This is a genomic window from Mesobacillus maritimus (assembly GCF_019749255.1).
Lineage (GTDB): Bacteria > Bacillota > Bacilli > Bacillales > Cytobacillaceae > Mesobacillus_B > Mesobacillus_B maritimus_A.
Genome location: NZ_JACWFH010000013.1, coordinates 74162 through 94991, shown reverse-complemented (window position 1 = coordinate 94991; position 20830 = coordinate 74162). Strand labels below are relative to the sequence as shown.

22 protein-coding genes are annotated in these 20830 nt (G+C 39.4%); all 22 read left to right on the top strand.

Annotation, left to right across the window (positions count from 1 at the left end; all coding sequences use genetic code 11):
* The first annotated feature begins 177 nt into the window (after window positions 1-177).
* Window positions 178-969: a cell division protein FtsQ/DivIB gene (locus tag H0185_RS12785; protein ID WP_221873888.1), complete on the top strand. Its 792-nt coding sequence runs from the start codon at window positions 178-180 to the stop codon at window positions 967-969.
* Window positions 947-1651 (top strand): DUF881 domain-containing protein, encoded by a 705-nt coding sequence (locus tag H0185_RS12780; protein ID WP_246629173.1) that lies wholly within the window; start codon window positions 947-949, stop codon window positions 1649-1651. Before H0185_RS12785 ends, H0185_RS12780 begins: the two co-directional genes overlap by 23 nt.
* A gap of 44 nt (window positions 1652-1695) precedes the next feature.
* Window positions 1696-2409, top strand: coding sequence for a DUF881 domain-containing protein (locus tag H0185_RS12775; protein WP_221873887.1), 714 nt, complete (start codon window positions 1696-1698; stop codon window positions 2407-2409).
* 21 nt (window positions 2410-2430) lie between these two features.
* Complete coding sequence (locus tag H0185_RS12770) at window positions 2431-2781, top strand: small basic family protein (protein ID WP_221873886.1); 351 nt, start codon at window positions 2431-2433, stop codon at window positions 2779-2781.
* Between the two features lie 109 nt (window positions 2782-2890).
* Window positions 2891-4174, top strand: coding sequence for a cell division protein FtsA (ftsA, locus tag H0185_RS12765; RefSeq protein ID WP_221873885.1), 1284 nt, complete (start codon window positions 2891-2893; stop codon window positions 4172-4174).
* Between the two features lie 41 nt (window positions 4175-4215).
* Window positions 4216-5358: a cell division protein FtsZ gene (ftsZ, locus tag H0185_RS12760; protein ID WP_221873884.1), complete on the top strand. Its 1143-nt coding sequence runs from the start codon at window positions 4216-4218 to the stop codon at window positions 5356-5358.
* Between the two features lie 436 nt (window positions 5359-5794).
* Entirely contained in the window at window positions 5795-6730 is a 936-nt protein-coding gene (gene spoIIGA, locus H0185_RS12755; protein WP_221873883.1) for a sigma-E processing peptidase SpoIIGA, read from the top strand.
* Window positions 6731-6774: 44 nt separating this feature from the next.
* Window positions 6775-7494, top strand: coding sequence for an RNA polymerase sporulation sigma factor SigE (gene sigE / locus H0185_RS12750; protein ID WP_221873882.1), 720 nt, complete (start codon window positions 6775-6777; stop codon window positions 7492-7494).
* 153 nt (window positions 7495-7647) lie between these two features.
* Complete coding sequence (sigG, locus tag H0185_RS12745; RefSeq protein ID WP_221873881.1) at window positions 7648-8427, top strand: RNA polymerase sporulation sigma factor SigG; 780 nt, start codon at window positions 7648-7650, stop codon at window positions 8425-8427.
* A gap of 209 nt (window positions 8428-8636) precedes the next feature.
* The gene (locus tag H0185_RS12740; RefSeq protein ID WP_221873880.1) at window positions 8637-8909 is read left to right on the top strand and encodes a YlmC/YmxH family sporulation protein; all 273 of its coding nucleotides are present in this window, start codon (window positions 8637-8639) and stop codon (window positions 8907-8909) included.
* A 101-nt stretch (window positions 8910-9010) separates the two neighbouring features.
* Window positions 9011-9838 (top strand): peptidoglycan editing factor PgeF, encoded by an 828-nt coding sequence (pgeF, locus tag H0185_RS12735; RefSeq protein ID WP_221873879.1) that lies wholly within the window; start codon window positions 9011-9013, stop codon window positions 9836-9838.
* The gene (locus H0185_RS12730; RefSeq protein ID WP_221873878.1) at window positions 9839-10522 is read left to right on the top strand and encodes a YggS family pyridoxal phosphate-dependent enzyme; all 684 of its coding nucleotides are present in this window, start codon (window positions 9839-9841) and stop codon (window positions 10520-10522) included.
* A 4-nt stretch (window positions 10523-10526) separates the two neighbouring features.
* On the top strand, window positions 10527-10985 hold the full coding sequence (locus tag H0185_RS12725; RefSeq protein ID WP_221873877.1) for a cell division protein SepF: 459 nt from the start codon (window positions 10527-10529) through the stop codon (window positions 10983-10985).
* Between the two features lie 6 nt (window positions 10986-10991).
* Window positions 10992-11252 carry a YggT family protein gene (locus H0185_RS12720; protein WP_221873876.1) on the top strand — a complete coding sequence of 87 codons (261 nt, stop codon included), beginning with the start codon at window positions 10992-10994 and terminating at the stop codon, window positions 11250-11252.
* 167 nt (window positions 11253-11419) lie between these two features.
* Window positions 11420-12190, top strand: coding sequence for a YlmH family RNA-binding protein (locus tag H0185_RS12715; RefSeq protein WP_221873875.1), 771 nt, complete (start codon window positions 11420-11422; stop codon window positions 12188-12190).
* Window positions 12191-12279: 89 nt separating this feature from the next.
* Complete coding sequence (locus H0185_RS12710) at window positions 12280-12801, top strand: DivIVA domain-containing protein (RefSeq protein WP_221873874.1); 522 nt, start codon at window positions 12280-12282, stop codon at window positions 12799-12801.
* A gap of 346 nt (window positions 12802-13147) precedes the next feature.
* Entirely contained in the window at window positions 13148-15916 is a 2769-nt protein-coding gene (gene ileS, locus H0185_RS12705; RefSeq protein WP_221873873.1) for an isoleucine--tRNA ligase, read from the top strand.
* A 960-nt stretch (window positions 15917-16876) separates the two neighbouring features.
* Window positions 16877-17161, top strand: coding sequence for a hypothetical protein (locus tag H0185_RS12700; protein ID WP_221873872.1), 285 nt, complete (start codon window positions 16877-16879; stop codon window positions 17159-17161).
* Window positions 17162-17245: 84 nt separating this feature from the next.
* Complete coding sequence (gene lspA, locus H0185_RS12695) at window positions 17246-17734, top strand: signal peptidase II (protein WP_221873871.1); 489 nt, start codon at window positions 17246-17248, stop codon at window positions 17732-17734.
* On the top strand, window positions 17709-18620 hold the full coding sequence (locus H0185_RS12690) for an RluA family pseudouridine synthase (RefSeq protein ID WP_221873870.1): 912 nt from the start codon (window positions 17709-17711) through the stop codon (window positions 18618-18620). Before lspA ends, H0185_RS12690 begins: the two co-directional genes overlap by 26 nt.
* 208 nt (window positions 18621-18828) lie before the next feature.
* Window positions 18829-19371 carry a bifunctional pyr operon transcriptional regulator/uracil phosphoribosyltransferase PyrR gene (pyrR, locus tag H0185_RS12685; protein WP_221873869.1) on the top strand — a complete coding sequence of 181 codons (543 nt, stop codon included), beginning with the start codon at window positions 18829-18831 and terminating at the stop codon, window positions 19369-19371.
* 125 nt (window positions 19372-19496) lie between these two features.
* Window positions 19497-20783 (top strand): uracil-xanthine permease family protein, encoded by a 1287-nt coding sequence (locus tag H0185_RS12680; protein WP_221873868.1) that lies wholly within the window; start codon window positions 19497-19499, stop codon window positions 20781-20783.
* Window positions 20784-20830: the final 47 nt, after the last annotated feature.

Genomic DNA, 20830 nt, shown 5'->3' with positions numbered 1-20830 from the left:
GGTAAAAATGTGGTATAATAATTCATCAGATTATGTAGAGAAATTGTGGACTTGAGCGATTAACGGCATGAACTTCGTGCCGTTGTTTTCACTTACCCCTTGTACAAGCATACTGATTATAGTAATAGCTGCTAGAAACCAAAAGTTTAGATATGGCTGTAAAAGAGGTGATTGGGGATGGAGAATGGAAAAATAGTATCAATAGAGGACCGTATTCCAAAATTGAAACATCAAAGAAAGAAAAAAGCAAACAGGCGCTTAATATTGATGCTCTTTCTCTTTTTTACTTTAATTCTATGTATTATTTATTTCCAATCACCACTTAGTAAGGTCCATACTATTGTTATCAATGGCAACGAATCCGTTGCGATTGAGGAGGTACAGCAGAAGAGTGGGATTACCAAAGGAACAAATATATGGAAAATTAATCGAAAAGATACGGAAGCATTAATTGAAAAGCTACCTGAAATTGAGACAGCAAAAGTATCCGTCCAGTTTCCCAATACCGTTACGATCAATTTAAAAGAGTTTGAGAAGCTCGCCTATCTTTCACAAGGAAGGGATTTCATCCCGGTTCTAAGTAATGGAGAGATTCTGCAGAATGGATTAACACAAGAAATACCAGTAAATGCTCCTATTCTCGTCTCATTTAAAGAAGGGGAAGTATTGAATGAGATGATTTCTTCGTTGAAGCTTCTTCCAGAAGAGATTCTTAGCACGATTTCTGAAATCCATCACAATCCTTCTGATACCGATTCCTACCGTATTCTCCTTTACATGAATAACGGATTTGAAGTGAATGCTACATTGAGAAACTTTACTGAGAAAATGGTTCATTACCCATCCATAATAAGCCAGCTTGACCCGTCACAAAAAGGGGTTATAGATATCGAAGTTGGTTCTTATTTCAAAGCGTATAAAGCAGAGGAAGCTGAAGAAGTTGAACTTGAAGAAGAAAGTGAAGACTAAGCGTGTTGTCATATCCATTGTATGTCTTGTTTTAGGGTTTATGATTGCTTATTCTTATCGGGTTACCCAAGGTACGAAAAGTAAACAACAGTTTACGGATAGTCAATGGGAGCGGAATTTAAGTCTTCGTAACGAGTTGAATGAGCAAAAAGAAAAAAATCGAGAGTTACAAAAAGAATTGAACAATAAGCACGAAATGGTACGGGAATATGAGTCTCAATTGGCGGACGAAGCTCAGGTGTATTTTAACTTAGCGGAGGATGCTGAAAAATACCGAATGTTCCTCGGGAAAGTAAAGGTGAAAGGGGAAGGGGTCAAGGTCACCCTCTCCGATGGTGAGTACGATCCTAATGATCCTAACATCAATAACTATCTCGTACACGAACACCATGTGTTTAAAGTAATCACTGAGTTGTATATTTCTGGAGCCTCAGCGATTGCCATTAATGGACAGAGATTAACCCATAATTCATATATACTTTGTGATGGACCTGTCATTACAGTAGACGGTTATCAATATCCAGCTCCATTTGAAATTACGGCAATTGGTGAACCTGAGGTGCTTTCATCTGCGCTTAATATTACTGGTGGAATAAAAGATCAGCTTGTAAATGACCAAATTATTTTCTCCCTGCAGGAACAAAATGAAATTATTATCGATCCAATTGTTGGAAGAAAGTGATTTAGGTTTGCAATGAAGATATTTGTGTAAGTAAGAAGGTGAGTATGGTGGGCGCCCAAAAGAATTTGTATTTCTCTGTTACGGCTTCAATCATCGGGTTCATGGTTGCCATCCAGTTTCAGACAGTCAGTGAGCCTGTCAACCGAGATACACGAGATACTTGGGAACTTCGTAATGATTTAATGGGTGAAAAGGAACTCCAATCTGAGTTACTCCAAGAAATTCGAATGGTTGAGGACACGCTTACAAAATATGAAAGTGAACGGGAAATGAGCAAAGGGGAGCTTTTAAAAGAAACGTTAGAAGAGCTTAAAATCGAGGCAGGGATGTCCGATGTTTCGGGGCCAGGTATCATTCTTACACTTCAACCAGTTATGAATGAATTAGGTCATGAAGTTCCAATGAGCTATGTTTCACCAAGTTTACTTCAAAGACTAATAAATGAATTGAATATGTATGGAGCCCTTCATATTTCTATTGATGGACAACGGGTGATCAATACGACGGTTATTCGGGATATTGGGACTGTAACGAAAATTGATGGTCATTCACTAAATAATCTCCCTTTTAAAATTAAAGTGATTACGAAAGGCTCTGAGGAAGCTGAGAAGTTATTTAAAAGAATTGAAATATCTGATATTGTAGAGGATTTCTTTGTCGACAATTTGCAGATGATGATCAAGAAACCAGAAGAGGACATTGAAATTCCAGGTTATCAGGATACAATCAGAATTAGATACATGGAGCCTGTTGAATAGGTGTAGGGGAGACTGATAAAAATGTGGCTTCCGTTAATGGGACTTGTCATCGGAGTCATTATTGGTCTTTTGACCGATATAAGGATACCGCCAGAATATTCAAATTATCTTTCGATTGCAATTCTTGCAGCACTAGATACACTTTTTGGAGGAATTCGGGCACAATTGCAAAATATCTATGATGAAAAAGTTTTTGTGTCAGGTTTCTTTTTTAATATCTTACTGGCCGCAAGTTTAGCTTTTCTAGGTGTACATCTTGGTGTAGACTTGTACTTAGCAGCAGTTTTTGCATTTGGTGTAAGGCTGTTTCAAAATATCGCCGTAATTAGAAGGATTCTCTTGACAAAATGGACTTCAAATGGTGAAAAATAGAAAAAAAAATGATATTTTAAAAGGGAATCATTTAATTTTGACGAATAGGATAATGTAAATAAACAGGAAAATAACGCTGGTTGTTCGAATTTAAAGGAGGTGCCAGAGAATGAACAGCAATGATATATATGTCAGTCTTGACATCGGTACATCCAGTGTGAAGGTGATCATTGGAGAAATGACCAATGACTCTTTGAATATAATCGGTGTAGGCAATGTAAAATCAGAGGGCCTAAGAAAGGGTTCAATCGTTGATATAGATGAAACCGTTCATTCTATTAAACAAGCAGTAGAACAGGCTGAAAGAATGATAGGGATGGATATTCGCCAGGTAATTGTAGGCGTTACTGGCAACCATGTCACACTTCAGCCATGCCACGGTGTTGTGGCCGTTTCTAGTCCGAATAGAGAAATTGCAAATGAAGATGTAGCAAGAGTAATGGATGCTGCCCAAGTCGTTTCCATTCCTCCAGAGCGTGAAATCATTGATGTCATCCCAAGACAATTTATTGTTGATGGATTGGATGAAATTAGTGACCCACGTGGTATGATTGGCGTGAGACTTGAAATGGAAGGGACAATTATTACAGGTTCTAAAACCATTTTACATAATACCCTTCGCTGTGTAGAACGTGCTGGCCTCGAAGTGTTAGACATTGTACTCCAACCTTTGGCTGCAGGAGCGTTTGCCCTTTCAAAAGATGAGAAGAATATGGGTGTAGTTCTTATTGATATGGGTGGTGGTTCGACTACACTTGGATGGTTCGTAGAGGGACAACTTGCCGGTAGTGCTGTTATTCCAGTAGGTGGGGAACATGTTACAAAGGATTTATCAGTAGGTTTGAGAACCTCCACAGAAGATGCCGAAAAGATTAAGGTTAAACATGGACATGCATTTTATGACCATGCTTCTGAGGATGAAGTTTTTACGGTTGGAATCATAGGGAGTGACCAACAACAGCAGTTTAATCAGTTAGAGGTTGCAGATATCATTGAAGCTCGTCTTGAAGAAATATTTGAATTAGTTCAGAATGAACTAAGAAAAATGAATGTCCGTGATTTGCCGGGTGGATTCGTTCTTACAGGTGGAATGGCAAACATGCAGGGTGTTCTAGAGCTTGCCCAAGATATGTTTCAAAGCAGAGTAAGACTAGCTGTCCCAGATTACATCGGGGTGCGTGAACCACAGTTCACAACTGCTGTAGGTTTAATTAAATTCGCCTATAAAAATGCTAAGCTGCAAGGTAGACAAGTTGAAGCTACGATTGCTGAACAGGAATATAAGGAAAATCGAGTCCAAAAACAGCCGCATCCAAAACCAAAGCCGGAAAAAAAACCGGAAGAAAAAGGACCATCTAGAGTAAAGAAGTTTCTCGGCTACTTTTTTGAGTAAACTATGCTAACCGGAATCTCGACGATTTAGGAGGATTTGTCATGTTGGAGTTTGATACAAATTTAGATTCACTTGCAACGATAAAAGTTATCGGTGTTGGTGGCGGCGGAAATAATGCAGTTAATCGGATGATTGAACATGGCGTGCAAGGTGTTGAATTCATTGCAGTTAACACAGATGCACAGGCCTTAAATCTTTCAAAGGCTGAAATTAAGATGCAAATTGGTGGTAAATTAACCCGTGGACTAGGAGCAGGTGCAAATCCTGAAGTCGGGAAAAAAGCCGCAGAAGAAAGCAAAGAACAGATTGAAGAAGCACTAAAAGGTGCGGATATGGTATTCGTTACTGCGGGTATGGGGGGCGGTACAGGTACTGGTGCAGCTCCAGTTATCGCTCAAATTGCACGAGATCTAGGAGCTTTAACGGTTGGAGTGGTAACACGACCATTTACGTTCGAGGGACGGAAACGTGCAACTCAAGCGGCTGGTGGAATTGGCTCAATGAAGGAAGCAGTTGATACCTTAATTGTAATTCCAAACGATAGATTGCTCGAGATTGTAGATAAAAGTACCCCTATGCTAGAAGCATTCCGCGAGGCAGATAATGTATTGCGTCAAGGTGTTCAAGGTATTTCTGATTTAATTGCAGTTCCTGGTCTAATCAACCTTGACTTTGCCGATGTAAAAACAATTATGTCCAATAAAGGTTCTGCTCTAATGGGGATCGGTGTTGCAGCAGGAGAAAACCGTGCCGCTGAGGCTGCTAAAAAAGCAATTTCTTCTCCATTGCTTGAGACATCGATTGACGGAGCACAAGGTGTTCTAATGAACATTACAGGTGGTTCAAACCTTAGCTTGTATGAAGTTCAGGAAGCTGCTGATATTGTTGCTACTGCATCAGATCAGGAAGTAAATATGATTTTTGGTTCTGTCATTAATGATAACCTTAAAGACGAGATTGTCGTAACGGTTATCGCTACTGGTTTTAATGACATACCAGCACCACCTAAACCAACACGACCTGTCTTTGGTGGGCAAACAAAACCAAGCCCTAGCCCTGTTAAACGCGAACAGAAGAGGGAAGAACCTCAACAGGAGCAACAAAGATCCACTCCTGCTCAACAACAAGTGGAGGATACTTTGGATATTCCAACATTCCTTCGTAACCGAAACCGTAGAAGATAATCATTAAAGTTCAAAGCGATCTGCTCAGGCAACGCATGCAATGAGCCCTAGTAGAAGAGCTTGATCATACTATCTTTTCTTTTAGAAATGTCCCACAGCTTGTGGGGCATTTTTTTTTGCTTTATTTACCATCTTTCTTATGTTTACCATCATATAAAACTTTTTAAACCCGCTTTAGAAAGAGTTCTGACCCTCTCTATTTTTCTAAGATATTCTCATTGATAATGTGACAAAATCCGAATGGATAAGTGAAAATTTCTGAAGTTTTGTTTACAGAAAGTGACACACTTCAATAAGGGATGTACGTTATACTTTGTCGTAAGCATAAAGTAGATAGCGAGGCGATTGTGAAACGATAGAGTGATATATATATCTAAGTTGCTTTTTAGCTAAGTAGTTAGCCATGGAAAGTTCGGGTGTCCTAGGAGGGTAGAATTTGATTGTCTATCTCGATGTGATTTGGGCCTTAAATTTGTGTTTTGATGCCCTTCTCCTTTATTTAACTGCTCTCATATTGAAGCGAAGGGTGAATCTTTGGAGGGTTTTTCTTGGAGGCTTGACGGGATCATTATTAATATTACTTATGCTAACTCCGTTCGAGTATACCGGACATCCAGTTGTCAAACTTGTTTTTTCAATCTTGATGGTTCTAATTGTATTCGGTTTTAAAAAGCTTCGTTCGTTTCTAAAATGTCTAATGGCATTTTATATGATGACCTTTTTAATCGGTGGTGCCTTGATTGGGACCCATTATTTTATCCAGTTTGATTTTGATTTGTCTACTTCTGTCGCTCTAGCAAGCATTAAAGGGTTCGGGGACCCACTAAGTTGGTTATTTGTCCTTTTGGGTTTTCCACTAGCATGGCATTTTTCTAAATCCAATCTGGAAGGAATTGAGATGGCTAAAATTCAATATGATCAGATTGTTGATGTATTTATTGAGTTTCATGGAGTAAATATTCAGCTTAGAGGGCTAGTTGATAGTGGGAACCAATTATATGATCCCATTTCACGAAGACCTGTCATGATTATTTCAATTGATTCCTTACCTGATGAATTTCCAGAAGAGATTAAAAGAGTGGCTGAGAACCCAGATTTAATTTTAACAGGGGAAGTAACCATGCCGGTAGAGTTTGAAAGTAGGATGAAAATTATCCCTTACAAGGTTGTTGGCCAAGAACACCAGCTGATTATTGCACTTAAACCAGAGCTACTTAAGATTCAGAGTGAGAAAGAAACATTTATCGTGGAGAAAGCGCTCATTAGTTTCACGGCCCAAAAGCTATCCTCTGACGACAACTTTGATTGTATTGTTCACCCGAAAATGCTTACGGGAGCCGCAACTCAGGAAACTGGTGTAATGGTAAGTTAATATTACTATACTCAAAAAAACAAAAATTAGAAGGAGGACAATTCATGAAAAGTTTACGGCTGCGCTTATCCTATTACTGGTATAAGTTCTTACACAAATTAGGGCTAAAAACAGATGAAGTATATTATATCGGCGGTAGTGAAGCCCTGCCTCCTCCTTTGAACAAAGATGAAGAAGAGTTGTTATTAAAAAAATTGCCTAATGGAGATAAAGCGGCGAGGTCAATTCTGATTGAAAGAAATCTACGACTTGTAGTTTATATTGCCAGGAAATTTGAAAACACGGGCATTAATATTGAGGATTTGATTTCCATAGGAACGATTGGTCTTATTAAGGCTGTAAATACTTTCAACCCTGAGAAGAAGATTAAACTCGCTACATATGCTTCTCGTTGTATCGAGAATGAAATTCTAATGTACCTTCGGAGAAACAACAAAATCCGTTCAGAGGTTTCCTTCGACGAACCTTTGAATATTGACTGGGATGGGAATGAATTGTTGTTATCTGATGTTCTTGGAACGGATGATGATATTATCACGAAGGACTTAGAATCGAATGTGGATAAAAAGTTATTATTAAAAGCATTGGAGCAACTATCAGACCGAGAAAAACAAATCATGGAACTGCGTTTTGGGCTTGGAAGTGGTGAGGAAAAGACCCAAAAAGATGTTGCCGATATGTTAGGAATATCTCAGTCCTATATTTCTAGATTAGAAAAAAGAATAATTAAAAGGCTACGAAAGGAATTTAATAAAATGGTGTAAAAATTTTTATAGTGCTCTGAGTCCATGACTGTAAAGGTTTTCAGGAGATATTTTCCTTTTTAGGGAAAGTTAGTCCAATTGTCATGTGCATATTTTTCCTTCCTGCGGAGATACTGAATTTTGTACAGCAGCTCCTGTAAGGAGGGAAAAAGATTGACTCGAAACAAAGTAGAAATTTGCGGTGTGGATACTTCAAAGTTGCCAGTTTTGAAAAACGATGAAATGCGTAAACTTTTCAAACAGATGCAAAGTGGTGATTTAACAGCAAGGGAGAAGCTTGTAAATGGAAACCTACGGCTAGTGTTGAGTGTCATACAGCGCTTTAACAACCGTGGAGAATTTGTAGACGATCTATTCCAGGTGGGCTGTATTGGACTTATGAAATCAATAGATAATTTTGATTTAGGCCAAAATGTTAAGTTTTCAACGTATGCTGTTCCAATGATTATCGGGGAAATTAGGAGATATCTACGTGATAATAATCCAATTCGAGTATCACGCTCGCTCCGAGATATCGCCTATAAAGCACTACAGGTTAGAGAAAAGCTTATGAGTGAAAGGTTAAGAGAGCCTACAGCTGAGGAAATTTCCAAAGTACTAGATGTCCCACACGAGGAAATAGTCTTTGCTTTGGATGCAATTCAGGACCCTGTATCATTATTTGAGCCCATCTATAATGACGGTGGCGACCCAATTTATGTTATGGATCAGCTAAGCGATGAGCGGAACAAAGATATTAATTGGATCGAAGAAATTGCCCTTAAAGAAGGGATGCGCCGTTTGAATGAACGTGAAAAATTGATTTTGAGAAAACGATTCTTCCAAGGCAAAACCCAGATGGAAGTGGCTGAGGAGATTGGGATATCTCAGGCACAGGTTTCAAGGCTCGAGAAAGCCGCTATTAAACAAATGAATAAAAATATCCAAAACTAAATAACTGTTTTGGATATGAAACAAAGGCTGCCGTTTTAGGCGGCTTTTTATTTTGGTTTTATTAATCCTGACTATTGAACTTCGCCTCATTTACCATTGAAAAAAGAACAAAGTAACAAAGTCTCTACTTTAAAATGGAAAGGCTAGGCATGAATAGCCTCCTTGCCTTCATATATTTTAATAAGTGAGGGTAGTAGGGAGGAATAAGAATGTTAAAGGTTTCAGATTTTCAAATAAAAGATGTGGTCAATGTCTCTGATGGGAAACGGTTAGGAAATATAGATGATATTGATATCAACCTTGATACTGGGAAAATTGAATCGGTTATCATTGGGGGCGTAGGCAGGGTGATGGGTTTTTTTGGGAAAGATGAAGAGGTAGTGATCCCATGGCAGAACATATTAAAAATAGGTGAGGATGTTATTCTTGTACGATATAAGGGCTATGGTGAAATAAAAGACGTCAAAGAAGAGGCGGAATAACCGTATCGCTTCAAGCTAACGTGTCCTTATGCTAAACTATTAGTAAAACATCCATCAGAGGGGGAATTCCTCCTTGATGGTTGTTTATGGTGAGGGGAAAAATGGAACCATTTAAGATAAAAACACCAAAATATTTTGCCGTTGAGTCATGGATGAAGGAAAGTCCTGGATTGGTTGCTGGTTTTTCTACGAAAAGTGGTGGTGTTAGTCAAGGTGCCTTCTCAGGATTAAACTTTGGCTTTCATGTTGGTGATCATTCTTTGTCTGTCCTAAAAAACCGTGAGTTACTTTCACAGGATGTGGAATTTCCACTAGAATGTTGGATAGGCGCTGAACAGACTCATGAAGTTAGTGTGCAAACAGTAACAAAGGCGGACAAGGGAAAAGGTTCGGATCGGTATGAAACATCTTTTCCAAGAACAGACGGTCTTTTTACGGTTGAAAAAGGGATCATGCTAACACTCTGCTTTGCTGATTGCGTTCCGCTCTTTTTTATTGATAAGGATAAGGGCTTTATTGGGGTGGCACATGCTGGTTGGAAAGGGAGCGTTGGTGGAATCGCAAAAGAAATGGTGTCTGTTTTTGTCCAGAACGGCAGCCATCCATCGGCAATTTCTGTGATAATTGGTCCTTCTATATGCAAAAAATGTTATATTGTAGATGAGCGAGTTATCAAATTAGTAGAAAAAGTACTAGAAGGTGTCGAAAAAAAACCATATAATCAAATTAACACTGTTCAATACTCACTTGACCTAAAGGAACTTAATAAACAAATTCTTTTGAGAGCCGGTGTACAGCAAGCAAATATAACCCTAACTTCCTATTGTACTAGCTGTAATAGTGAATATTTCTATTCACATCGTGGAGACAAAGGCAATACGGGGCGGATGCTTGCTTTTATTGGATGGAAGGAGGAGCTTCATTCCTAAATGAAAGTCTTAGAAAATCTTAAACATATTCGCTCAAACATAGAAGAGGCATGTAAACAATCTGGTCGTAGCCCAGAAGAGGTAACCGTTATTGCTGTTACTAAATATGTTAGTGTAGAAAGAGCCCAAGAAGCAGTGGAAGCAGGTATTCTTCATCTAGGGGAGAATCGTGATGAAGGTCTCTTAAGTAAGTGGGATCATTTAGGAGACAAGCCTACCTGGCATTACATTGGGACCATGCAAACTCGTAAAGTAAAAAATGTCATTGATAAAATTACTTATCTTCACTCATTGGACAGGTTATCCTTGGCGAAAGAGGTCAATAAACGTTCAAATCAGAAGGTTAAATGTTTTGTACAGGTAAATGTTTCTGGTGAAGAATCGAAACATGGGATAGACCCTGAAGCAGTGCTTGATTTTATCAAGGACTTGGAGCAGTTTGAACATATTCAGGTAGAAGGCTTAATGACGATGGCTCCCTATACAAATGATGAGTCTCAGTTACGCCAGTGTTTTCGTCAATTGAAAGCACTTCAGCAGGAAGTTCAACAACTACACCTAGAATTTGCGCCATGCCGAGAACTTTCAATGGGGATGTCGAATGATTATCGGATTGCAGTTGAAGAAGGAGCTACTATGGTGAGGATTGGCTCAGCACTAGTTGGCGAGGAAGCGGAGGTGTAAGAGAATGAGTCTGAAGTCAAAATTTAAAACCTTTTTCTTGTTAGAAGATGAGGAGTATGACTATAAGGAAGAGGAAATGGTTGAGGAAAATTATGAACAACCAAAACAACAACATCAACAACAACATGTAAAGCAACCTGCACAGAAACAAAATGTTGTTAGTCTTCAAAGTGTACAAAAGTCCTCCAAAGTGATCTTAATGGAGCCAAGAGTTTATGCAGAGGCACAGGATATTGCCGACCATTTAAAAAACAGACGAGCCGTTGTTGTTAATCTTCAACGTATTGAATCAGATCAAGCAAGAAGGATTGTTGATTTTCTAAGTGGTACTGTTTATGCGATTGGTGGAGATATTCAAAAAATAGGATCGAACATAATATTGTGTACACCGGACAATGTGGAAGTATCAGGGAATATTTCGGAGCTTTTGCAGGAACGGGATATGCAAGAATCGAGGTGGTAGGGTTTAATGGATTTTCTACTTAGTATCATTCTTCAATTACTCCAGCTTTATCAATGGGCGTTAATTATTTATATCTTTATGTCATGGTTCCCAAATGCGCGTGAGTCGGCAATCGGACAATTTCTATCACGTATATGTGAACCATATTTAGAACCTTTTCGAAAGTTTATTCCGCCGCTTGGCATGATTGACATCTCGCCAATTGTTGCTTTCTTAGTGTTACGTTTTGCTTCAAATGGACTAATACAACTTTTTGGTTGGTTCTAATTCAAGGGTCTCTTGTAGACCCTTTTTGTTTTAATTTGGCTTGTTAATCTGGGCTGTGGATTCCTTCCCGGAGTAGCAGTCCGCGTGCTTTCTACTCTAATCAACGGCTTTTAGTATTAACAAGGTACTTTAACTAACAGATCCTTTAGTATAAAAGGAGTAATAGGATGAATATTTATCAACATTTCCGACCAGAAGAACGGGAATTCATTGACCAAGTGATTGGTTGGCGAGAATATGTGGAACAAACATACGCCCCAAAATTAACAGATTTTCTCGATCCTAGAGAACAACAGATTGTAAAGACAATTATCGGAGCAAGAGAGGTAAAATGCTCTTTTTTCGGGGGAGCAGAAACGACCGAGCGTCAGAGAGCATTGCTTTATCCAGATTATTTTGAAGCTAATCAAGGTGAGTTTCATATTAGCTTATTCGAGCTCGAATATGCGAAGAAATTTGTCACAATTGAACATCGCCAGGTATTAGGAAGTCTTATGGGATTAGGCCTAAAACGAGGGAAGTTCGGTGACATTTTGTTAAAAGACGATCAAGTGCAATTTTTTGCTGCTGCAGAGGTTTCTGATTACGTCCGTCTTCAACTTGATAGTGTAGGGAGGGCTGGTGTTTCCCTTAAAGAAGTACCGCTAGAGAATGCCATACAACCGGAAATGAATTGGCGTGAAGTCTCTACAACTGCTTCTTCATTACGCCTCGATACCCTTATGTCGGCAATATACAATATTTCTAGGCAAAAGTCTCAAATCTACATTCAACAGGGTGTAGTAAAAGTAAATTGGACGGCCATTGAAAACCCAGCGTTTGAATGTGGTGAAGGAGATGTCATATCTGTTCGTGGATTAGGGCGGACGAAGATTGTAACAATTGAAGGAAAAACAAAAAAAGATAAATGGCGGGTTATTGCCGGCAGACAAAAATAAGGATATAGTAGAAATTAGCAGGAATTTTTGGTATCCTGTCGAATTATCCTCTATACATACTAGTTTTATACAAAATAGGAGGTGGCGTCATGCCTTTAACGCCGTTAGATATACACAATAAAGAGTTTAGCAAAGGTTTCCGAGGATATGATGAAGATGAAGTCAATGAATTCCTCGATCAAGTGATAAAAGATTATGAAATGATTATTCGTGAGAAAAAAGAGCTTGAGGAAAAGCTAAACGATATGAATTCACGTCTGGGCCACTTTACGACAATTGAGGAAACATTGAACAAGTCGATTGTCATCGCCCAAGAAGCCGGCGAAGAAGTTAAACGAAATGCCCAAAAAGAAGCGAAATTGATTATTAAGGAAGCTGAAAAGAATGCGGACCGAATCATTAATGAATCGCTATCTAAGGCACGTAAGATTGCCCTCGAAATTGAAGAATTGAAAAAGCAATCTAAAGTCTTTAGGAACCGTTTTAAAATGTTAATTGAGGCACAGCTAGATATGCTTAATAACGATGATTGGGATCATCTGCTTGAATACGAGCTTGATTCGACAGAATTAAAGTCCGCAGTTAAGGAAGAAGAAGATTCACTAGCTTGACGCTCCCGGATTAGTTCTATATAATTTCTTAAAAGTACATTTCATGATCGAAACAATGACAGGGACAGTACGAGTTCTTCATTACTCAATAATCAGCGAATCAGGGATGGTGGAAGCCTGATATGAGGGAGGATTCGGAAAATCACCCGATAGTTCCAAGCTGAACGTTCTTAAGTGGGCTATTAAGTGCAGGCGAATCATTCACGTTAAGAATGCTTAAGTGGACAGTTCTGTATATCAGTCTGTCTAGTAGGGTGGTACCGCGGGAAAACCTTCTCGTCCCTTTTTAGGGATGAGAAGGTTTTTTGTCATTGTCGGAATATGGAAAATAGTAGGAGGAAGAAAGATGGATTTTAAAGATACACTGTTGATGCCGAAGACTGAGTTTCCAATGCGTGGGAACTTACCGAAGCGTGAGCCAGATTTACAAGCAAAATGGGAAGAAATGAACATTTATGAAAAGGTACAGAAACGGACAGAAGGACGCCCGCATTTTATCTTGCATGATGGACCTCCATACGCAAATGGAGATATTCACATCGGTCATGCCTTAAATAAAATTTTAAAGGACATGATTGTACGCTATAAGTCCATGAGTGGCTTCTCATCTCCATATGTACCTGGCTGGGATACTCACGGACTCCCGATTGAACAGGCGCTTACAAACAAAGGGGTAAAAAGAAAAGAAATGACGGTTGCCGAGTTCCGTAAGCTTTGTGAAAAATATGCTTATGAACAGATTGACAGTCAACGTACCCAATTCAAGAGACTTGGAGTCCGTGGTGATTGGGAAAATCCATATATTACGTTAAAGCCTGCCTATGAAGCACAGCAAATCAAGGTGTTTGGCGAAATGGCGAAAAAAGGCTATATCTACAAAGGTTTGAAGCCAGTATACTGGTCTCCATCTAGTGAATCAGCATTAGCTGAAGCGGAAATTGAATATCAAGATAAAAAGTCACCTTCCATTTATGTAGGCTTCAAGGTTAAACAAGGAAATAATGTCGTGGCTGAGGATGTTGAGATTGTTATCTGGACAACAACTCCATGGACCATCCCTGCGAACCTAGGAATTTCCGTTCACCCTGATTTAACCTATGTTGTTGTAGCGGTTGGCGAAAAGAAATATTTAGTTGCGGAAGCTTTATTAGAAACCGTTACTCAAGAAATTGGTTGGGAAAACCCTTCTGTTGTTCAAAAGGTTCAAGGAAAAGACCTCGAGAAAGTTGTCGCAGAGCATCCGCTTTACGGTAGAGATTCTCTTGTTATGCTTGGGGAACATGTTACAACAGATGCGGGTACTGGTTGCGTACACACAGCTCCTGGCCATGGGGAAGATGACTTCTTGGTTGGGCAAAAATATGGTCTCGATGTATTAAGCCCAGTGGATGATAAAGGTTGCATGACTGCAGAGGCTGAAGGGTTTGAAGGTTTATTTTATGATCAAGCCAACAAGCCAATCACAGAAAAGCTTCAAGAAGCTGGTAAATTACTCAAGCTTTCTTTCATGACTCACTCTTATCCACATGACTGGAGAACGAAAAAACCGGTTATTTTCAGAGCGACAGCGCAATGGTTTGCGTCAATTAAAGATTTCCGTGGAGATCTTCTGCAGGCAATTAATGATACAAAATTTGTTCCGGCTTGGGGCGAAACAAGACTTTATAACATGGTTCGTGACCGTGGTGATTGGTGTATCTCTAGACAGCGAGCTTGGGGTGTGCCAATTCCAGTGTTTTATGCGGAAAACGGTGAGCCAATCATCACCGATGAAACAATCAATCATATTTCTGACCTATTTAGAGAACAAGGTTCAAATATTTGGTTTGAGAAGGAAGCAAAAGATTTATTGCCTGAAGGATTTACTCATCCAGGAAGCCCGAATGGTGAATTTACGAAAGAAACAGATATCATGGATGTATGGTTTGACTCTGGGTCTTCTCATCAAGCGGTCCTACTTGAGCGCGATGATCTAGATCGCCCAGCAGACCTTTATCTCGAAGGTTCTGACCAATATCGTGGTTGGTTTAACTCCTCTTTATCAACAGGAGTAGCAGTAACTGGAAAAGCACCTTATAAAGGCATTTTGAGCCATGGATTCGTTCTTGATGGGGACGGAAGAAAAATGAGTAAATCACTAGGGAACGTTGTTGTTCCTGCGAAGGTAATGAATCAGCTTGGTGCTGATATTCTTCGTCTTTGGGTTGCTTCTGTTGATTATCAAGCCGATGTCCGCGTATCAGACCCAATCTTAAAACAGGTTGCGGAAGTTTACCGGAAGATTCGTAATACGTTTAGATTCCTACTCGGAAATCTTGCTGATTTCAACCCAGAAACTGATGCAGTAGCTTATGAAGATTTGCGAGAAGTGGATCAGTTTATGCTTGTAAAATTAAATAAGCTAATTAAGCATACTCATCAATCATATGAAAGATATGAATTTGCTGGTGTATATCACGCTGTAAACAATTTCTGTACACTTGATTTAAGTTCGTTCTACCTTGATTTTGCAAAGGATATTCTATATATTGAATCAGCAAATCATCCAGACCGTCGTGCAATTCAGACTGTACTTCATGAAAGTCTCTTGACTCTTGTGAAACTTGTTGCGCCAATTCTTCCACATACAGCAGATGAAGTTTGGTCATTTATCCCAGCTGTTTCAGAAGAAAGTGTTCAATTAACCGATTTACCTGAAGCAAAAGATATCCACAATGCCGATCAGTTGGAAACAAAGTGGAATGCTTTCTTAAAACTTCGCGATGAAGTTCTTAAAGCCCTAGAGGAAGCAAGAAATGAAAAGGTAATTGGTAAATCATTAACAGCTAAAGTGACACTATATGTGAATAGCAAGACACAAGACCTTCTCAATTCGATTGAAGAAGACCTAGCACAGCTCTTCATTGTCTCTGATTTTGAAGTTGCGGGAACTTACGATCAGGCACCAGAAAGTGCCATTAAGCTTGAGCAAGCAGCAATCGTAGTTACAAAAGCTGAAGGTGAAACTTGTGAACGCTGCTGGGTTGTCACACCAGATGTTGGCAAAGTTGAAGAATTCCCTACTGTTTGTCCAAGATGTGCCAGTGTTGTAAAAGAACATAATGGAAATAGCTAAAAAAAAGGAAGTGTCCCGAATAGGGACACTTTTTTTGTTGTTTGCCAAAACAGCAAATGGAATCATCCAACCGTCACATAGAAGGGTCCAATGTGCCCAAACAGCAAATGAAATCATCGAACCGGTCACATAGAAGAGTTCAAAGTGCCCAAACAGTAAATGAAATCATCGAACCAGTCACTTAGAAGGCTTCAACGTGCCCAAATAGTAAATGAAATCATCGAACCGGTCACATAGAAGAGTTCAAAGTGCCCAAACAGTAAAGGGAATCTTTGAAACGGTCACATAGAAAGGTTTAATGTGCCCAAACAGCAAATGAAATCATTGAACCGGTCACTTAGAAGAGTCCAATGTGACTAAACAACAAATGAAATCATCGAACCGGTCACATAGAAGAGCTCAACGTGCCCAAACAGCAAATGAAATCATCCAACCGGTCACATAGAAGAGTTCAAAGTGCCCAAACAGCAAATGAAATCATCGAACCGGTCACTTAGAAGGCTTCAATGTGCCCAAACAGTAAAGAAAATCCTTGAACCGGTCACATAGAAGGGTCCAATGTGCCCAAACAGCAAATGAAATCATCGAACCGGTCACATAGAAGGGTTCAAAGTGCCCAAACAGTAAAGGGAATCTTTGAACCGGTCACATAGAAGGGTTTAATGTGCCCAAACAGCAAATAAAATCATTGAGACGGTCAATTTGGATCTTTCAATTCCTTTATGGGAAAAATCTTCTATCACAGATACCCCAATTGTGCTTACTATATTAATAAAAAGAGTATTAAAACGTCGGAAAAAAGAGGCTACACCGGAATTATTATATTAATACGGGATATTGTTAGTTTTTAAAATTTTCCTTCTCCGACAATTCTTGTTCTGCTTGTCAAAAGTTTATCCGAGTCATTGGAATAGAACGGGTAATAATAGCTTGTAAACAGGAACGGAGGCAGTGATATATATGAAGCGATATCATTTTATCTATGAAGAGCTCCGTCGCACGAAGGAGGAACTGCTGAATCGTTTACAAAACGCTGATAAAAACAGCCAAATCCTTCTCTATATTAAAGCGGAGCTTGATGATGTAGAACGAGCGTTAGCGAAGATGGAAGCTGGAGATTTTGGACGATGTGAAATGTCTGGGGAGTTACTCCCTGATGGACTAATTGGAATGGTTCCGACGGCAAGGACTGAAGAAGATATTAAAATGATGGAGGCTTACCTCCGAAAACCGCTCTATTCATAGTATCAAGAAAAGTATCACTGTAGTTTTTACGCGCGTTGTGCTAAAATGCAAAAGTAATCCATTTTTAAGTTGGAGGTTACTTTTGTGTTTTATTACATAATCGCTTTATTGATCATATTATTGGACCAGCTGACAAAGTGGATGGTTGTGCATTATATGAAGCTGGGTGAAAGTATCCAAGTAATCGAAAATTTTCTGTACATTACATCTCATCGCAATCGTGGTGCTGCTTGGGGAATTTTACAAGGACAGATGTGGTTTTTCTATATCATTACTGTCGTTGTTATGATAGGCCTTGTCTATTACCTTGAAAGAGAAGCCAAGCACAACAAATTATTTGGAATTTCGATAGCCCTTATGCTGGGTGGGGCAATGGGAAACTTTATCGACCGTGTCTTCCGAAAAGAAGTGGTTGATTTTGTGAATACGTATATTTTCACATATGATTTCCCGATTTTCAATGTCGCTGACTCTGCTCTGGTAATCGGCGTTGGATTGGTCATGCTTCATATGCTAAGGGAAGAGAGAGAGGCGAAAAAGAACCAAGATGGAAAAACTAGAAATAATCATTGAGGAAAGTTTGGTAGGGGACCGGATAGATAAAGCTGTGTCGACAAAGAACGCAGAATGGTCTCGCAGTCAGGTTCAGCAATGGATAAAGGATGGCTTAGTGCTCGTAAACGGCAAGCCTGTAAAACCAAATTATAAATGTAGTTTAAACGATGTTATTGGAATCGAGATTCCTGAACCCGAAGAACTGAATGTAATCCCAGAAGAAATGGATCTCGATATTTATTATGAAGATGCAGATGTTTTAGTGGTGAATAAACCTAAGGGTATGGTTGTTCATCCTGCGCCGGGACATCTTACGGGTACACTTGTAAATGGCTTAATGGCTCATTGCAAGGATTTATCGGGTATAAACGGTGTGTTAAGACCTGGAATTGTCCATCGGATTGATATGGATACATCAGGGCTATTAATGGTTGCAAAAAACGATTTGGCACACGAAAGCCTTGTGAATCAACTTGTTGCAAAAACAGTAACGCGTAAGTATCGTGCCATTGTTCATGGCGTTATCCCGCATGATTATGGCACCATTGAGGCACCTTTAGGAAGAGACCAAAAAGATAGGCAGAGCATGGCCGTTGTTGATAATGGGAAGCATGCGGTTACTCATTTTAATGTTCTTGAACGGTTTAAAGATTTTACATTTATTGAATGTAAGCTTGAGACTGGGAGAACTCATCAAATTCGTGTCCATATGAAATATATTGGATACCCACTTGTTGGCGATCCGAAATATGGACCAAGGAAGACGCTTGATCTTGGTGGACAGGCTCTTCATGCTGGAATCTTAGGATTTGAGCATCCCCGAACTGGACAATACCTGGAATTTGAAGCTCCGTTACCGGAATACTTTGAGAAGCTGCTTGATGATTTGAGAAATAATCGTTGACAATTAGTAGAGCTTCTAATAAGATTAGCTTAGTTGAATAAGACCTTTAAAGACAGTCCCGTGAGGCTGAGAAGGAACGGATCGTAAGCTGGGTAGAACCCGCTTGCACATTTAATGCATTCGTCTATCCTCTCACCTTAGGTGAGAGGATTTTTTGTTTTAGAACGTTATAAAAATTCTAACAAAAGGTTGAAAGGGGCGTAGTGATTTGTCACAAAAAGCAGTAGTTCTGGATGAACAAGCAATTCGCAGAGCCTTAACAAGAATTGCGCATGAAATTATTGAGAGAAATAAAGGAATTGAAGGCTGTATATTAGTAGGAATTCGCACTAGAGGAATTTATCTAGCAAATCGCTTGGCTGAGCGAATTCAACAAATAGAAGGCAAGAAAATTGCAGTAGGGGAGTTAGACATCACCCTTTATCGTGATGATTTGACGACGAAAACTGCTAATCAAGAACCTCTAGTAAAGGGGTCCGATATCCCATATGTAATAACGAATCAAAAAGTTATTTTGGTCGATGACGTTCTTTATACAGGGAGAACGGTTAGGGCAGCACTAGATGCACTAGTAGACATTGGTAGACCTTCCTCGGTGCAGTTAGCAGTGTTAGTAGACCGTGGACATCGCGAATTGCCAGTTAGGGCAGATTATGTAGGGAAAAACATCCCAACTTCAAGCTCAGAAAAGATTGTTGTTGAGTTAACAGAGGTCGATCAAAATGACAGAGTCAGTATTCATGAAAAGTGATACCTTTTAAGAAAGTCCAGAGAGGCTTGTAAGGGGATATAGTAAAATAACCATTTTACAATTTCCTTAACCCTCTTTGTGTATCCAAAGAGGGTCTTTTACTACACTAAGGAGATGTGAAACCAATGACGAGACCAGTTTTAGATATTCAGGATAAACCAACGATCCCACAATGGATCACCTTAAGCTTTCAGCATATGTTTGCTATGTTTGGGGCTACGATACTAGTACCAAAATTGGTCGGATTAAGTCCTGCGATTGCGCTATTAACAAGCGGGATTGCCACGATCATTTTTCTCCTAATTACCCAATTTAAGGTACCAGCCTATCTCGGATCATCCTTTGCCTTTATCGCACCGATTATCATTGCATCAAATGGGGGAGAAAATCCTGGAAATGCAATGATTGGGGCAATTGCAGTAGGAATCACGTATGCAATCGTTTCGTTAATCATTTGGAAAGCAGGTTATAAATGGTTAATGAGACTTTTACCACCAATCGTTGTTGCACCAGTCATCATGGTTATTGGTTTAGGCCTAGCTGGAACAGCTGTTGACATGGCCATGAATGTAAACGGGGAATATAACTTCTTACATTTTTCCGCAGCGCTTGTTACCTTATTCGCAGCCATTATCTTTACCGTATATTTTAAAAACATTTTAAGTGCCATGCCTGTTCTTTTAGGACTAATTGTAGGATATCTTTACTCGAGTTTGGTCGGAATTGTCGATTTTACTGCTGTAAAAGATGCAAAATGGTTTGCTATGCCAGAGTTCTTATTTCCAGGCATCCATTATGAGTTTAATGTTACCTCAACGATTTTGCTAGCTATGGTGCCAATTGTGTTTGTAACGATATCTGAACATATTGGTCACCAATTAGTACTAGGAAGAATTGTAAATCGAAATTATATCAAAGACCCTGGGCTTCACCGTTCGATTTTAGCAGATGGGTTAGGGACCTTTATTAGCGCATTTATTGGTGGACCACCAAAGACAACATACGGTGAAAATATTGGTGTTCTAGCGATTACCCGGGTTTATTCAGTATATGTCATCTTAGGTGCAGCTGTGATCGCGATTCTCTTCTCCTTTATGGGTAAGGCGATGGCGCTGATTCAAACCATCCCAACAGCTGTCCTTGGAGGAATTTCCATTCTTTTATTTGGGATTATTGCCTCTAGTGGGTTACGGATGCTGGTTGAGCAAAACATCGATTTTGGGAACAACCGAAACTTGGTGATTTCATCTGTTATCTTAGTTATTGGAATTGGTGGGGCCGCGCTAAAAGTAACCGAAGCGTTTGCGATTGAAGGAATGGCACTTGCAGCCATTATCGGCGTCATTTTAAATCTTGTGTTACCGGGAAGAGAAAAAGTTACCGACGAGAGTCTTGAAAAAAATATAGGATAAAAAATATATCACCTTTTAATGAAGTCCAGAGAGATTTGCAAGGGTGG